This window comes from Streptomyces sp. NPDC111507 (genome assembly GCF_055638955.1).
The window spans coordinates 22,327-37,984 of the sequence record NZ_JBVKBU010000025.1 but is presented as its reverse complement, the minus strand read 5'-3'; the positions used below and the strand labels follow the sequence as shown (position 1 = coordinate 37,984).

The following is a 15,658-nucleotide window of genomic DNA, read 5'->3' as shown; positions in this document are numbered from 1 at the left end:
AGCGCTCACTGCCGGCCCTCCGGGGCCTGGTGCAGGGCGGCGAAGACGCGCTCGGCGTAGTCCTCGCAGGCCGCGGCGCACTCCTTGAGCCGCCGTCCGGCCTCGGCCGCCTCCGACGCGCCGAACACGTCCCGCGCGGTCAGGTCACGGTGCCAGCGCCGCAGCCGCTCCAGCGACTGCTCCTCTTCCTCCAGCTCGGCCAGGGTGAACTTGCCGATGCGGATCTCCTTGGCCAGCTCCTGCTCGAACTTGCCGCAGTCGGCCAGGAACTCCTGCCAGTCCTCGGAGCGGGCCGCCGTGAACAGGGCCTGGAAGCGGGAGGCGTCCTGCTCGCTGCGTCCGGCGGCGTTCAACGTCACGGCCTGCCCGCCGGCCTGCTCGGTGAGCGTGACCGCCCGGGTGATGCCGTCGGCGAAGACGGGCACATCCGGAACGGCCCAGATCCCCTGGCCCAGGGAGAGCGCACCGGCCTTGCGCAACTCCCGCCAGACCGCGACCCGATGCCGGGACGGCTCCGCAGGCAGTTTGATCACGAGGATGAGCCAGCGGCTCCCCGGTTCTGTGTTCGACACAACCGTGAATGTAGCAGGCGTTACATCCACCGTTGTGTCGGCGGATGGTCAGGCGTTGAGCGCCCCGGTGGCCAGGAGCCCCAGCAGGCCGACACCGACGACGATCCGGTAGATGACGAGGGCGTCGAAGGAGTGCTTGGCGACGAACTTCAGCAGCCAGGCGGTCCGCGCGCCTGCGCAGGCGCCGCCAGGGATGAACCGGACGACGCCGTGCGCACCGCACCGATGAACGGCATCGTGCGCACCGGTGCGCGCACCGGCGATGAAGTTGCCGCCGCACCGGTGCGCATCTCGGTGTCAGAACCTTCGATAGTTCCGTCTCGCGTGCCGAAGCACTGCCCGCTTCCGTTGGAGTGAAGAACTCGATCAGCCGCTGCCCTTCACGCCTCAACGCGTCATGGTTCCTCTGAGGCAATCAGTGTCGAAGGGAGCAGGGTTGTGCATGTGAGGCGTATCGGAACAATCCTGAGCGCTGCCGCGCTCACCATGCTGGCCATTCCGACGAACGCTCACGCCGCAGCAGTCGCCTGCGGCGGTGGTGTGTCGACCGGCCGGGTGGCCGTCAACGGCTGCATCAGCGCCCAACGCGGAAAGGAAGGCCGAATCTACACTCGGGAGATCACGGCGTACGTCAAGGCGCGCAACACGGGGCCGAGGGCGGTGAACGTCTCCTACGAGGCGTTCTTCCGTGTCGTCGACGGTGGTCACTGGGTGAAGTTGGGCAGCGGCCGCACCTATGTCCCGGCAGGTAGGACCGTCGAGCCCACGGAGGTGGGAAGCTCGACCCGGGTGTGCGGGCCCGTGAAGGTCGAGATTCGTGTACACGCCCGTGCCGACGGGGCCGCCTGGAGCGGGTGGTCTACCGCCGGCACGGCGCAGTGCCAAACCTGAGCGGCCAAACGGCGACCGCTGCGCAGCAACGGAAACTCCTCAGCCAGGCAGGGGAGATGAGCAGAACATCGTTCCCGAGCACGATCGGCAGACACCTGGGGATCGAAGGTTCTGACACCGGCGCTGACTGAGCACGGCGTGCCCGGCCTCCATCCAGGCCGGGCACGCCGCCGTTCAGGGCCGGTTGTCGGTGGCGGCTGGAAGGCTGGTCGGATGAACGGTGATGAGCAGCTGCTCTACACGCGCACCGTGCTCAACTGCTCGGCGCCATCAGGTAATTGACGTGGCGGTCGGAGGACTGCTTCACTGAGGCAGTGGCTGAGCCACTAGACCAAGAAGTCGCTGAACCAGTGGGCCACTAGACCAGTGAGCCGCTGAACCATTGACCGAAGCCTGGGAGATCCTCCGTGGCCGTCGAAAGCATTCCGCGCCGAACCGTGGTCGACCTGCTTGAAGCACGGCTGCGTGACGACATCCTGAGCGGCACGCACAAACCCGGATCCCTGCTGCCCCCCGAGAGGGAGCTGGCCGCCGGGTACGAGGTCACCCGTACGACCTTGAAGCACGCGCTGACCCGGTTGGAGCAGGCGGGACTGCTGAGCACCCGGCACGGCATCGGCACGCGCATCTTGGACTACCTGCGGGTCGGCGGCGCCGACCTGCTTCCGATGCTGGCCGCACAGGACCCCACATGGCTGCGGGAGGTCTTCGAGGTACGGCGGCAGATCGGCACCCTGATCGCCGGTCGCGCGGCCGACCGGCGCACGGAACGACAGGCCCGGCGGCTGGAACACCTGCTGCGTCAGGTCGCGGACGGCCCGGACGCCGACGCCGTCCAGCTCGCCGACGCGGAGGTGCATCGCGAACTGGCGCGTGCCACGGGCAACCGGGTCTATCTGCTCCTCACGAACACGCTGTTCAACGCCTACCTTCCGGTACGGGCCTCTCTGCGGGCGCCGTTCGAGGACGCGGCGCGGGCGACGGACCGGCTTGCGCCGGTGGTACGGGCCGTGGTCGACCGGGACGGCGAGGAGGCGCGGCGCGCGGCGGAGGCGTATCTGGCCGGCACCGAGAAGATCATGCTCGGTTCGCTGAGCAGTCCTCGCGGGCGGCCAGCCGCCGACAGTCCCCGGTAGCCGCGCTTCCCGGCCGCGAGTCCGGGCCCGCCGGCTCCCGTCGAGGCGAGGTGTGTGCGGCGAAGCGGCCCGGCTTCGGCGTGGCCCCGATCATGCACGGATGCCCGTTCATCTCACATTTCCCTGACTGTCATGTACGGGTCAAGGTCCTGGTGAACGCCCGGCGGGGCGGGATCAGATGCGCGACTGCGACCCCTCAGGGGCCCGAGGCAATCCGGGCCCATCACCTCCAGGACGGCCGCCCGTTCACCGTGGGCGCGGCGGCGACCAACAACACAAGGAGCATGGTGAACAGATCAAGCAAGAGACGCGGCGTCCTCATCGGCGTGATGCTGTCCGCGGTCATCGGCGGCACCGTCCAGCCGGCGATCGCCGCACCGGTGCGGGACGCGGGAGACCAGGCCACGCCGTTCCGGAAGTCTCCGGTGCGGTCGACCGAGAAGGAGATCGCGCGGGCGCTGTCCGCCTCGCTGCGCGACCCGCAGTGGCGCGAGCAGGTCCGGGCGGCCGCGCTCGGCACCGAGGACGTGGACCTCCAGGCGCTGGCGGGCAGGACCGCCGCTCCGCAGGGCAGGAACCTGTTCGCTTCCGTCTCTGCCGCGGACCGTCGCATCGCGGGCCTGAAGGGCCTGCCCGCCTCGACCGGGTCGCTGCTGCGCGTCCGGCTGGGCGCGCCGTCCATGCGGTCACACCTGAACGCCGAAGTCACCCCCTGGATCGCCGTCGCCGCGGCCGACGACGACGCCAAGAACATCACGGCGTACGACAGTCAGGGCCACGCCCACGCCGTCGACACCGCGCGCGTCCCCGACCGCCCGCTGTACATCCTGGACATCGACGTCACCAAGGCTCACCGGGCCGGCCTGAAGGTGCTGCAGAAGGCCTTCGCCGACAAGGGGCTGACCTCCCTCCCGCCGAAGACGGCGAACAGCGCCGCCGCCGCGAGCGCGGCGGGCTGGTGGGCGACCAAGGTCACGGCCGTCGAGGTGAACGACGACCAGGAGCCCTGGTTCAAGGGCGCCGCCGAGATGTTCTCCCTGGTGACCGGCTTCGGCCAGGACGGCACGGCGCGCGTGGACTCGGTGGACATGCCCTACCTGGACTACGACGGCACCGTCTACTACCCGAACCAGATCCTGGTCAACTGGTCGAACTACAAGTACAACCTGGCCGACGTCGTCATGATGGAGGACGACGACGGCACCAACTACCGTGCGCTGGCACAGGCGATCACCACGGCGCTGCTCACCGTGACCGACCAGGGCACCTACATCCCATTGGTGAACGCGGTCCTGAGCGCGATCCCCGACAGTTGGTTCACCGACGACCCCGACTACGTGGAGTCCTGGTACACCCTCGCCCAGAACTCCTCGGGCCGGCTGAACGGCGCCTCGGGCAACGGCTGGATGACCGTCGAGCCCTACTTCGTCGAGGAGTTCTAGACCTCGCACGCAAGCGCGGACCGGCGCCGTACGTCGACGAACGCGCCGGTCCGCACCGAGGACGCGGCCGTCTGGGTGCGCGCTCAGACGGCGCGGGCAGGGCGTAGGTGATGTCACGGGGTATCTTCTCCACGGCCGGTGTTCTGGTCGTGGGCCAGGGCGTGGGTGACCGCGGTGGTGCTCTCGTACAGGACCCGGTACTGGGTGAACCGGCGGTCGTGGACACCCGCGGTGGCGGGATCGGGCCGGACCACCGATTCCGCCGGATTCCAGGCCGTGATGTCCGGTCGGCCGATCAGCCCAGCGGCGAGGAAGGCGGCACCGTAGCTGGCACCGATGGTCGTGCGGGCGACGATCTGTTCGAGACCGGTGACATCGCTGACGATCTGAGGCCACAGTCCGCCCCGGGTGCCGCCGCCGACCGCGACGATCCGCCGGATGTCGGCGCCGGCCGCGAGCATCGTCTCGACGTTGTGCCGGACACCGTAGGCGGTGGCCTCCAGTGCCGCCCGCATCAGGTCGCCGCGGGTGTGACCCAGCGTCAGGCCCGCGATCACACCCCGGGCGCCGGGGTCCATGACGGGTGTGCGTTCCCCGGCGAAGTACGGCAGCATCACCAGGCCGTTCGCCCCCGGGGGCGAGGCGGCCGCCTCGTCGAACAGCACGCCGAGGTCGACGTCGCCGAAGAGGTGCCCGAGCCAGTCGGTGACGGCTCCGGAGGTGGCCATACCGCCGGCCAGGCAACGGGTGCCGGGCAGGGCGCCGACCACGGACCACATCGACGGGCTGGTCACGAGCCGGTCGACGGTGTTCACCAGGAACATCGTGGTGCCGTACATCAGCATCAGGTCGCCGACGCCGTGGCCGCCGACGCTGATGGCCTCGCTCCAGGCGTCGATCGTCCCCACGGTGACCGGCGTCCCGGCCGGGATGCCCGCGACGGGCGTGCTCACCCGGCCGGCCTCCTGGCCCGGCCAGCGCAGCGGAGGGAGTTCGATACCGGGTGCGATGTGCTCGGCCCATTCGGGGATCCAGCGCTGCTCGTGGATGTCGAACAGCGGGGTGCACTGGCTGGCGGAATGCAGGTCCAGCACGTAGGCGCCGGTCAGCCGGTGGGCGAGCCACGAGGCGGGCATGAAGAGGCGGCGGGCGCGTGCCCACGCCTCGGGCTCCTGCTCGCGGATCCAGGCGAGTTTCGGCCCGACGGCCTGGGACGACAACGCCGAACCACACCTGCGAAAGACGGTGTTCGACCCCAACTCCCGGTTCAGCCGGGTGATCTGTTCTTCGGCCCGAGTGTCCACCCCGTACAGCACCGCCGCACGCACGGGCTCGCCCGCGTCGTCGACCAGGAGGGTGCACGGGCCCATGCCGCTGACTCCGACGGCCCGGACGGTGACGTCGTCGCCGTCGAGCAGCTCGGATGCGAGCGAGACGAACTCGTCCCACCACACCTGTGCGTCCATCTCGACGTGCCCCGGCCGGGGACGGTCGACCACGTGACCGCGTACGGCCTCGCCCAGGATGCGACCGGCAGCGTCGACCACCACGCCCTTGGTGCTGGAGGTGCCAATGTCAACTCCGAAGACGACGTCGATCATGTACTTCCTTCCTGCATCTGTTCCTCGGACGAGCGCGGCGGCGTCCCCCCGGGTCTGATGCCGTCTGTGACCCGCACGCTGATCCTCTCCGTTGCAGTCGTTGACATGCCCCTGCCTAGTGGCTAGCTTCACGAAGAGTTCCCACTGCGCTCCTTGGGCGCTCGCAACCCAGGGTCCCATCCAAGCGTTCGCATCTCAGGCACCTCATCTCCACGGTTGGACAACGTTGTCAGACTTTGGCGATCAAGACATCTCGGCGCGTCGTTCATTCACCCGGGGTCGCGTTCTCGACGCGGAGACAACGTTGTCGGACCTCCACTCCCGAGTAGAGGAGCAAACCCCGTGATCACACGACTGTCGAGACCTCCCGGAACCATGGCGATCGGTCTCCTCGCTGCCGCAGCGCTTGCTGCGGCCGGGCTGTGCACGCCCGCGTGGGCGGCCGGGAAGGCCGCGCTCGTCACCTCGCCGGCGACCCTCGTCAATCCGTTCATCGGAACCTCGAACCAGGCCGACGACTTCCCGGGGGCCGACGTCCCGTTCGGCATGGTGCAGTGGAGCCCGGACACGCCGTCGCGTCCTGACGGCGGAGGCTACGAGTACAACGATTCGTCGATCACCGGTTTCAGTCTGACCCACATCGCCGGACCCGGCTGCGGCGCGGCCGGTGACATACCGGTGCTGCCCACGGTGGGGGCCGTGAATGCCGGTGCCACGGACGCGTTCTCGCACGCCAACGAGTCGGCGTCCGCCGGGTCGTACAAGGTCACGCTCAACAACCAGGTGACCACCGAGCTGACCACCACGACACGTAGTGGCATGGCCCGCTTCACCTTCCCCTCGACCAGCCAGGCCAACCTGATCTTCAAGTTGACGGGCAGTCAGAACGGTGCCAGTTCGACGCAGTTCACCAAGGTGTCGAACACGGAGGTGAGCGGGCAGGTCACCAGCGGCCACTTCTGCGGCGCGGGAAACACGTACACCGTGTACTTCGACATGGTCTTCGACCAGCCGTTCGCCTCGCAGGGCAGCTCACTCGCCAAGGCGTCGACCGCCACTTCCACTGCGCCGGCCAAGGCGTCGAAGAACGCCGCCGAGAAGCCCAACAAGCCGGTGCTGCACGGGAAGAACCCCAGCACTTCGGGCTCGAAGTCCGCGAAGTCCACGCAGACCACCAAGGACAGCGCTGCCCCTGACGCCGCCGCTTCGAACGGCTACGTCACCTTCAACACCACGAGCAACCCGGTCGTGCAGGCCAAGGTCAGCATCTCCTACGTGTCGGTCGCCAACGCGGTCGCCAACCAGACTGCGGAGAACACCGGTTGGGACTTCAACGCGACCCGCACCGCGGCGCAGAACGCGTGGAACAGCACGCTCGGCAAGGTGCAGATCGCCGGCGGAACGGCCGCGCAGCAGCAGAGCTTCTACACCGCGCTCTACCACTCGCTGCTGCACCCCAATGTGATCAGTGACGCCAACGGCCAGTACTACGGCTTCGACGGGAAGACGCACACCGTGGACGCCGGCCACAGCGCGGTGTACGCGAACTACTCCGGCTGGGACATCTACCGTTCGCAGGCCCAGCTCGAAGCCCTGGTCGCTCCCCAGGTCGCCTCGGACACCGCGCAGTCGATGGTCGACGACTACGCGCAGACCGGGATCTTCCCCAAGTGGTCGGAGAACAACGGCGAGTCGTACGTCATGGTCGGTGACCCGGCGGACGCCATCCTCGCCGACTACTACGCCTTCGGCGCCCGGAACTTCGACACCGCCACCGCCCTGGCCGACATGGTCAAACAGGCGAGCACGACCAACAACGACCGGCCCGGCCTCGCCTACTTGAACTCGCCGGGATACATGCCGCACGACGGCAGCTACGGCTGCTGCAACTTCTACGGCCCGGTGGCCACCACTCTGGAGTACAACACCGCGGACTTCGCGATCTCCGCGTTTGCCGGGGCGCTCGGCGGCACCGCCAACCAGAAGACCTACGCCAACCGCGCGCAGGACTGGCGCAACGTGCTCAACCCCGCCTCCGGTTTCGTGGAACCCCGAAACGCCAACGGCTCGTGGACCGGTGGTTTCGACCCCACCAGCGGCACCGACATGGTCGAGGCCGACTCGTGGATCTACACCGGAATGGTTCCCTTCAACATTGGCGGCCTGGCGCGCGCCAAGGGTGGCAACACGGCGATGAACCACTACCTGGACACCGTGCTGCGCAGCTACACCGGCGCCAACGGCTACGCCTGGGTCGGCAACGAGCCGAGCATCGAGCTCCCGTGGGAGTACGACTACACGGGCCAGCCCTACAAGACGCAGGGCACGGTTCGGGCGATCCAGGACCAGATCTGGTCGAACATCCCGGGCGGCCTGGCCGACGGCAACGACGATCTCGGCGCGATGAGTGCCTGGTACGTGTGGTCGGCGCTCGGCGCGTTCCCCGAGACGCCCGGAACCTCCGATCTCGCCCTGGGATCACCGATGTTCACACAGGCCGTGGTCACCCTTCCCTCGGGCGGGACGCTGACGATCAACGGCAACGGCGCAGCCGACAACGCCCCCTACGTCCAGTCCGCGGCGTGGAACGGCACGGCGTGGAACAACGCCTACGCTCCCACCGGGGCGATCACGGCCGGTGGCACGCTGGACTTCACGTTGGGCACCAGCGCCAACACGGCATGGGCGACGGCGGCCACTGCGGCTCCGCCCTCGTACGCGGGGGACACCACGACGCCGGCCTCGCCGCGCATCGGTCCGCTCTCCTCCGCGGTGGCCTCGAACCTGTGTGCGGACGACGCGTCTTCCGGCACCTCCGACGGCACTCACGTCCAGATCTGGGGCTGCAACAACACGTACGCCCAGGACTGGATCATCGCAGGCGACGGGACCGTCCGGGCCCTCGGCAAGTGTCTGGACGCCGATCACAGCGGGACCACCAACGGCACGCTGATCCAACTGTGGACCTGCAATGGCAGCGGTGCTCAGCAGTGGACTGCCGGAACCAACGGGTCGCTGGTCAACCCAGAGTCGAAGCTGTGCCTGGACGACCCCAACGCCTCGACAACGAACGGCACCCAGCTTCAGCTGTACACCTGCAACGGGACGGCGCCCCAGAACTGGAGACTGCCGAGCTGAGCCGTCGGCGGGGGAGTTGACAGTGCGGGTGCCGATACATCATCCGCACTGGTCAAGCGACTTGTCGGTACTCGTGAAGGACACCGCCAAGTCGATCGTGTCGGCGAACGTCGAGGCGCATGATCTGCTCTGGATCGATCACCGGCTCGGGCAGCGCGCGCAACGGCGCGGCCTGCCCGAGGGTCCGATGGGGCCGATGCCCGTCGTAGAACTGCTCGAACTCGCGCAGCGCGTGGAGGAGGTGGCGTTCGTTCCAGATCAAAGTACGGTCGAGGAGCTCGCGCCGGCAGGTCTGCACCCACCGTTCCGTGATCCGGGTTCATTCTCGGCATCCGGACGCCGCTGAGTACGACCTCGATACCCGCGTCCGTGAGGACAGCGTCGAACGCGGCGGTGAATTTCGAGTTCCGGTCACGGATCATGAACTTCGCCGTCGCCCTCGCGTCCTCCAGATCCATGACGAGATTGCGCCCCGACTGCACCACCCGGGCCGCGGTCGGATGCGCGGTGGCCCCCAGGCCCCGGATCCTGCGGGTGGCGTGCTCGATCACGGCGAACACGTACAACCGCGCGCCGGTCAACGTGCGGATCTCGAAGAAGTCGCACGCGAGTATCGCCTCGATCTGACCACGCAGGAAGGCGGCCCAGGTGCTGTGGTCCCACTGCGGTGCAGGATCGATGCCGTGCTCCTTGAAGATCTCCCGCACGGTCGAGGCAGCGACCCCGATAGCCGAGAGCCGCGAGCTCGCCGTGTACGCGTCTATAGCCCCAATTCGGGTTCTCCTTGGCCAGACGCAGCACCAGGGTGCGGATCGAGAGGACGGTCCGCGGTCGGCCCCGCCGACGTCGTACGCAGGTCGCGGCATGACGCTGCTTCAGCAGATCGCGGTGCCGGCGCAGGATTGTGTCCGGCCGTACCAGCAGCAGAAGGCGACGCAGTTTCTCCACGGGCTGATGGTGCGGCAGGCCGGCCAGCGGAAACCGGTCATCCAGGGTGAAGGCGGGCTTCGTCGCCTGGCGCTGCAGGACGGTCAACGGGTGCCGTAGGAGCAGGATCTCGATCTCCTTCTCCCGCTCACTCATCGGAAGAAGGCATAGGGGGAGAACGTGTTCGTGACGGCAAGGTAGGCCAGCCATCCGCGAGAGCGGCCGCTGGGCCCCTACCCGCCCGCTTCCGAGCAGACGACACAGCCAACGCCTCAGCACACGCACGGCAGTTCACCGCTGTAGGGACACCATCCCATGACCCAGCCCGAACCCGACCACGCCGTCCGCACCGCGGGCGTATATCTGCTCTTCGCCCACGAGCCGCAGTACCTCCGCCCCGGCACCCAGGAGATCAACACGACTCTGGTGACCGCTGCCTCGTCGCTCCACCCGCGGGTACGGCAGCCCGACGGCGCACAGATCGACGACCGCCTCACTCAAGGACGCCAGCCGGAGAGATCATCCAGCTGGCCACCCTCACCCACGAGCTAAACGGGGGCGCCGACTGGCCGACGGTCGGCGACTGGGAGAGCGTCACGACCTCCTGCAGCTCGCCCGTGAAGGGGAGTGTGACGCCCTCAGCCTCGGATTGCCCGAGATCCCGCGGGCCCTCATCTGCACCGGCCCGCACAGCCACGTGCGCACCTACGACGCGGCGGCCGACCAGTTCATCGCTTACGGGCCGACGGAGCGCGCCGCCGTCCTGGCCGAGGTCGACATGTTCCTCGCCCCCTTCGTGGCCGAGCACGCCTTCTGGCCAGGCGACAGCCTGCTGCCCCCGCTCACCCGCGGGCCATGAGACCGCCACCCCCGGTGCGGTGAGGGGCCGACGACTGCGTGCTCCGGTGCGTTGTCAGCGGCGGTTCGTACGCTGGCCGCTGCCGTTCATTCCCCCACGACCTTCGTGCTGGTCAAGTGCCTCTTTGGTCGGAGCGCAGGATCAGACGAAGGCCGTGTTCACGTCTCCGAAATCCTCGTACGAGCGGGTACGTTCGGGACATCGATCGAGGTCAGACCATAGAGAACAAGCTGACGGAACGGGGAGAGAATCACGGGCATGGTGGGGCGTAGGAGAGCTGGGGGATGTACTTGTGCCACTGCCGCGGCGTGAGGACGTTCCGGGTGGTGGAGCAGATCCACTTGGCGGCGTGCTCGGCGTTCAGGTCCCACAGCCTGATCACGCCATCGGCCCCGGCGCTGACCAAACGGCCGTCGCGGTTGAACGCCACCGATTCGACTGAGCTGTAGGCCCCGGTCAGAGGTTGACCCACGGCCTGTGCGCGGGCGGGGTCGGTAACGTCCCACAGCCGGAGCGTGCTGTCGCTGCCGCCGCTGGCAAGGCGGCGTCCGTCGCGACTGAACGCCACCGACAGGACAGAGCTGGTGTGGCCGGTCAGTGGTTGGCCGAGCGGTTTCGCGTGGGCCGGGTCGGACACGTTCCATAGCCGGAGCGTGCTGTCGTAGCCGGCGCTGGCGAGGGTGTGGCCCTCGGGGCTGAACGCCACCGCCAGGACGAGGCCGGTGTTGCCGGTCAGAGGGCGGCCGAGTGGCACCGGGCTTGCCGGGTCGGTGACGTTCCACAGTCGGATGGTCTTGTCCGAGCTGCCGCTGGCGAGGGTGTGGCCGTCGGGGCTGAACCGCACAGAGGTGACGGCACCGGTGTGGCCGGTCAGGGGTTGACCGAACGGGACCGGGTTCGCCGGGTTGGTGAGGTTCCAGAGCTGGATCAGTCCGTTCCAGCCGGCGACGGCCAGGGTGCGGCCGTCCGGGCTGAATGCCACGGACATCACCTGGCCCATCCCTGTGACCAGTTGTCGGCCCAGGGCTGTGGTTCGGGCCGGGTCGGTCGTGTTCCATAGTTTCACCGTGCCGTCGTAACTGCCGCTCGCGAGGACGTGTCCGTCGGGGCTGAACGCCAACGACGAGACTGTCGCGGGGGCGTCGACGGTCAGGGGGCTGCCGAGTGTGGTGGGGTCGGCCGGGTCGGTGACGTTCCACAGCCTGAGCTTCCGGTCGGAGCTGCCGCTGGCCAGCGTGTGCCCGTCCGGGCTGAACGTGACGAACGTGAGGGAGCGGCTGTAGGACGTGATCAGTCGGGGAGGGAGAGACCATACCCTCACCGTGTTGTCGGCACTGCCGCTGACCAGGGTGCGGCCGTTGTGGCTGAAGCCCAGCGCGAGAACGGCTCCCGTGTGGCCTACCAGATCCCCACCGCGCGACACGGGGTTGTTCGGGAAGGCCACGTTCCACAGCTTGATCGAGCCGTCATAGCCGCTGCTGGCCAGAGTCTGCCCGCTCTGACTGAATGTCACCGACGTGAGGGACCCGGTGTGCCCGAGGAGTTGGCCCAGCATGACGGTGTGCGCGGGATCGGTCACGTTCCACAGTCGGACTCGGTTGTCGGCGCCGCCGCTGGCCAGGGTGTGTCCGTCGGGGCTGAACGCCACCGTCGCCACCCGGCTGTCGCCATGGCCGTACAAGGGACGGCCCAGGGCCGCCGCATGGACTGGATCGGCCACGTTCCAGAGCCGGACGGAGTGATCGAAGCTGCCGCTGGCCAGGACCCGTCCGTCCGATCGGAAAGCCACCGATGCGACCGTGTCGGTGTGGCCGGTGAGAGGGTGGCCCAGGAGCACAGGGCGGGCAGGATTGGCCACGTTCCATAGTCTGATCGTCTTGTCGGCACTGCCGCTGGCCAGCACCCGTCCGTCAGGGCTGAACGCTACCGACCCGACGGTGCTGGTGTGGCCGGTCAGGGGTTGTCCCAGGGCGACCGGCTGGGCGGGGTCGCTGACGTTCCACAGCCGGATCGCCGCGTCGTTGCCGCCCGCCGCCAAGGTGTGTCCGTCGGGGCTGAACGCCACGGATTCGGTGATGTCGGCGTGGACGGGCAGTGGTTGGCCCAGGGCCACCGGGTGGGTCGGGTCGGTGATGTTCCACAGCCTGACCGCGTTGCTGTTGCCGCCGGTGGCCATGGTGCGCCCGTCGGGCGTGATCGCCACCGAGACGACCGCCCCGATACCCGAGGACACAGGCGTGGACAACGGAGTGGTGGCGCTGGTGATGAGATGTGTGTACAGATCCGGATTGGGGCGCATTCGGTAAGCGACCAGGTCGAGTTGTGCCGCGAGCGAGGAATCAGTGCTCCGCAGCCGGTTCGCTTCCGCGGTGATCTGGCCGAAGACCGCGGTATCACGTTCGGCCAGGGCTTTGCCGCGTTGCTGAAAGGCGAACACGGCGGCTGCGGAGGCCAGGAGAAGGAGGGTGACCAGGACGGCGGTGATCCCGCGGCGTATCCGTACGGCGCGCTTGGCGCGACGGGCCGAGGCGGTGAGGAACGCCCGCGTCACCTGGTCCACGTCCCCCGAGTCCGTGACTCTCGCCGCTGCGGTCTCCAACCGGCTTCCCGGGTAGAGAAGGTCGTTGTCGCGTCCGGCCCGGTCCCAGGAGAAGGCGGCGTCGCGTAGTTCCTGACGTACGACATTGCCGATCCGGTCGTTGTTGATCCACCCCTTGAGCCGCGGCCACGCGCGCAGCAGCACCTCGTGCGTGATGGCGACGGTGTCCCGGTCCTGCGTCAGCAGCCGGGCCCCGGTGAATGCGTCGAGGACCGTCTGCGCCGTCTGCGGATCGACCTCAGAACGCATCAGGTCGGCGCGCAGTACCCGTCGTCTGGAGTGCTCAGAGCCCTCTGCGACCGTCACCAGACGTAGGAAGACGCTCTTCGTGGCTTCCTCGGCCGGTCTCAGTTGTGTGAAGGCCCGCTCGGCGGTGTCCGCCACCGCGTGTTCGATCCCCTGGGTTGCTTGATACCCGCGGATGGTCAGCTGGCTGTCGTCGCGCTGCATCCACGTGGCGCGCAGCGCGTGGGCCAGCAGTGGCAACCTGCCAGCCTCATAGTCCTCCGGGTTCTCGGCGGTCCCGTCCCGGCCGCCGGGTTCGGTGCCGGACGCGCCGAGATCCCGTAACAGCACCTCGACCAGGCCCGTTTCGACCGCAAGACCGACCTTGTGCGCGGGAAGCACGATTGCGTCCCGCAGCTCGGACCGTGACATCGGGCCCAGAAAGACCTGATTGTGCTGCACCGTGGTGCGTAGCCACGGGTAGCCGGCGCAGGGCGCGTAGAAGTCGGCCCGCAACCCCAGGACGACAAGACCGACCGGGTCGTGTCCGTCCCCCGGATCCGCCAGCCACGCCAGCTCCTCGATGAAGGCCCGCCGCTCCTCCTCGTCCTCGCACTGCGTGAAGATCTCCTCAAGCTGGTCCACGATCACGACGACCCGCGAGTCGGTGCCGGCCGCGTTCTGGCTGAGGGCCCGGCGGAGCGTCGACCGGCGGACGTCATGGTCCACCGAACGCCAGTCCGGCGGCTCGGCGGCGCCCCCGTGGGGGTCGGTCAGCACGGCGAAGTGCGCGGTCAGGGCCCTCATCGGGCTGTGGGTGGGAGTGAACACCAGACGCTGCCAGTGGCGCGAACCTGCTGCGGGCAGGTCGCCGCGTTCGATCGCTGGCAGCAGGCCGGCCCGCAGGAGCGAGGACTTGCCCGCGCCTGAGGGAGCGACAACCACCAGCGGGGTTCGGTCGGCGACGCTGCCGTCCAGCCGTATGGTCAGGTCGGCGATCAGCCTTTCCCTGCCGAAGTACCAGTCGGCTTGTTCGAGGCCGAACGGTTCCAGACCGGGATAGGGGCAGTCCTCGTCCGCCGTCGGTCTGCCGACCCGGTGGATGCGGCCCTGGTCCATGACGAAGGTGACGCGGAGATCGCGGACTTCCACGATGTACTGGTCGCCGACCGCCTGGAAGACACGTGCCTCGTCCGACGCCTCGGCATGCAGGGAGGCCGGTTCCCGAGGTCCGTCCCCGGCCGGATCCCGAATGGGTGCCGGCCCGTCTCCGGTGTTCAACGCTCGGTGATGTGCTGGTCGCGGCCGGCCTGGTAGACACGGCTGCTGTCTGTCGCGTGGGCCTCCAAGTGGAGGTTTCCGTGTACGGTCTGAGCGCCGGACGTCGCCTCCCAGTCGGCCAGGACCGCCCGGAGTGCCGGTTCGGCGTCCCGGTGCGACGCCAGCAACTCGCCGATCCGCCGCCCCCATTCCACGCGCAGCGCTTCTTCGTCGATCGGCGTCCCGGACTCTCTGGCGGCCACGACAGCGACGCGCGCCGAATCGAGCTCGGCCGCCACGGCTACGGCGCTCTCGGGGCGGAACTGCCGCCACAGCCTTACGGCCTTGTCCCGGGCCTGCAGCCAGCCATCTGTGACCATGAGCGTAATCAGGGTGCTTCCGGCGGTACTCGACAGAGCGACGAGCTGCGGATCCATATCTATCCCCGTTGTCCGGTCTTTCGTGGAGCGAAGTCCTGTGCAGGCATCAGAGTGCGGGATGTTACGGCCTCTCGACTGTAAGCCAAGTGACGCCTGATGAGCCGTGGTTGGCGGCGAAAGCACCACATCTCCTCCGTGTAAATGGCCATTGGCGGTGGTGTGAGGCTGTGGGGAAGGAGACGTCCACTGACCGAAGACCTAACTGGTCGACCTGCCGGAACGGGTTGCTTGCCGCCGGGGCGGGGACGCCGGCCTCTCCGATGAGGACGCCACTGTGACGGAGAACATCGGACGGTGCCGGGTTCGTGCGTTACGAGCTTGCGCCACCGCAACGCCCACTCGCCCCATTCGGGAGGGACGGAGGAAGCGAGGCGGACTTGGGGTCCGGCCTTGTCCGGGTTGTGCGCAGCGGGAAAGGGATGATGCCGCTGTCCGCGAGCGCTCAGCGGTCACCCGCAGATCCCGGGCAACCGCGACGATCGGCGGTACTTCCGGCCCCGCACACGCCAGGACATTCCGCGCCCGCAGGGCCAGTGCCCGGGCCGATGCCGCCCGACGCGCCCACCGC

10 protein-coding genes and 2 pseudogenes are annotated in these 15,658 nt (G+C 68.5%); 6 read left to right on the top strand and 6 right to left on the bottom strand.

Annotated features, from left to right (window positions below; genetic code table 11):
- Positions 1-5: 5 nt before the first annotated feature.
- Both ACZ7M2_RS48345 and ACZ7M2_RS48340 read right to left on the bottom strand, forming a co-directional pair.
- Positions 6-572 (bottom strand): Chromate resistance protein ChrB, encoded by a 567-nt coding sequence (locus ACZ7M2_RS48345; RefSeq protein WP_471600705.1) that lies wholly within the window; start codon positions 570-572, stop codon positions 6-8.
- Positions 573-620: 48 nt separating this feature from the next.
- Positions 621-749: pseudogene (locus ACZ7M2_RS48340) on the bottom strand (undecaprenyl-diphosphatase); the annotation flags it as partial.
- Positions 750-1,016: 267 nt separating this feature from the next.
- Here ACZ7M2_RS48340 and ACZ7M2_RS48335 point away from each other — a divergent pair.
- From ACZ7M2_RS48335 to ACZ7M2_RS48325, 3 genes are all read left to right on the top strand, one after another.
- The gene (locus ACZ7M2_RS48335; protein ID WP_471600704.1) at positions 1,017-1,463 is read left to right on the top strand and encodes a hypothetical protein; all 447 of its coding nucleotides are present in this window, start codon (positions 1,017-1,019) and stop codon (positions 1,461-1,463) included.
- A gap of 407 nt (positions 1,464-1,870) precedes the next feature.
- Positions 1,871-2,599, top strand: a complete 729-nt coding sequence (locus ACZ7M2_RS48330) for a FadR/GntR family transcriptional regulator (RefSeq protein ID WP_352054079.1) — start codon at positions 1,871-1,873, stop codon at positions 2,597-2,599.
- Positions 2,600-2,883: 284 nt separating this feature from the next.
- The gene (locus tag ACZ7M2_RS48325) at positions 2,884-4,041 is read left to right on the top strand and encodes a DUF3103 family protein (protein WP_471600703.1); all 1,158 of its coding nucleotides are present in this window, start codon (positions 2,884-2,886) and stop codon (positions 4,039-4,041) included.
- A 113-nt stretch (positions 4,042-4,154) separates the two neighbouring features.
- Here ACZ7M2_RS48325 and ACZ7M2_RS48320 read toward each other — a convergent pair whose 3' ends face one another.
- Positions 4,155-5,642: an FGGY-family carbohydrate kinase gene (locus ACZ7M2_RS48320; protein WP_471600702.1), complete on the bottom strand. Its 1,488-nt coding sequence runs from the start codon at positions 5,640-5,642 to the stop codon at positions 4,155-4,157.
- Positions 5,643-5,984: 342 nt separating this feature from the next.
- On the opposite strand from ACZ7M2_RS48320, the gene ACZ7M2_RS48315 reads away from it, so the two are divergent.
- On the top strand, positions 5,985-8,780 hold the full coding sequence (locus ACZ7M2_RS48315; protein ID WP_471600701.1) for a lectin: 2,796 nt from the start codon (positions 5,985-5,987) through the stop codon (positions 8,778-8,780).
- Between the two features lie 52 nt (positions 8,781-8,832).
- Here the strand turns inward: ACZ7M2_RS48315 and ACZ7M2_RS48310 are convergent.
- Positions 8,833-9,913: pseudogene (locus ACZ7M2_RS48310) on the bottom strand (integrase core domain-containing protein).
- A 109-nt stretch (positions 9,914-10,022) separates the two neighbouring features.
- Between ACZ7M2_RS48310 and ACZ7M2_RS48305 the strand changes: the two are divergent.
- Complete coding sequence (locus ACZ7M2_RS48305) at positions 10,023-10,259, top strand: hypothetical protein (protein ID WP_471600700.1); 237 nt, start codon at positions 10,023-10,025, stop codon at positions 10,257-10,259.
- Between the two features lie 97 nt (positions 10,260-10,356).
- A complete protein-coding gene (locus ACZ7M2_RS48300) occupies positions 10,357-10,566 on the top strand; it encodes a hypothetical protein (protein WP_471600699.1) in 210 nt (69 codons plus the stop codon).
- A 250-nt stretch (positions 10,567-10,816) separates the two neighbouring features.
- Here the strand turns inward: ACZ7M2_RS48300 and ACZ7M2_RS48295 are convergent, their stop codons facing one another.
- Positions 10,817-14,671 (bottom strand): nSTAND1 domain-containing NTPase, encoded by a 3,855-nt coding sequence (locus ACZ7M2_RS48295; RefSeq protein ID WP_471600698.1) that lies wholly within the window; start codon positions 14,669-14,671, stop codon positions 10,817-10,819.
- Positions 14,668-15,030, bottom strand: coding sequence for a hypothetical protein (locus ACZ7M2_RS48290; RefSeq protein WP_471600697.1), 363 nt, complete (start codon positions 15,028-15,030; stop codon positions 14,668-14,670). Before ACZ7M2_RS48290 ends, ACZ7M2_RS48295 begins: the two co-directional genes overlap by 4 nt.
- Positions 15,031-15,658: the final 628 nt, after the last annotated feature.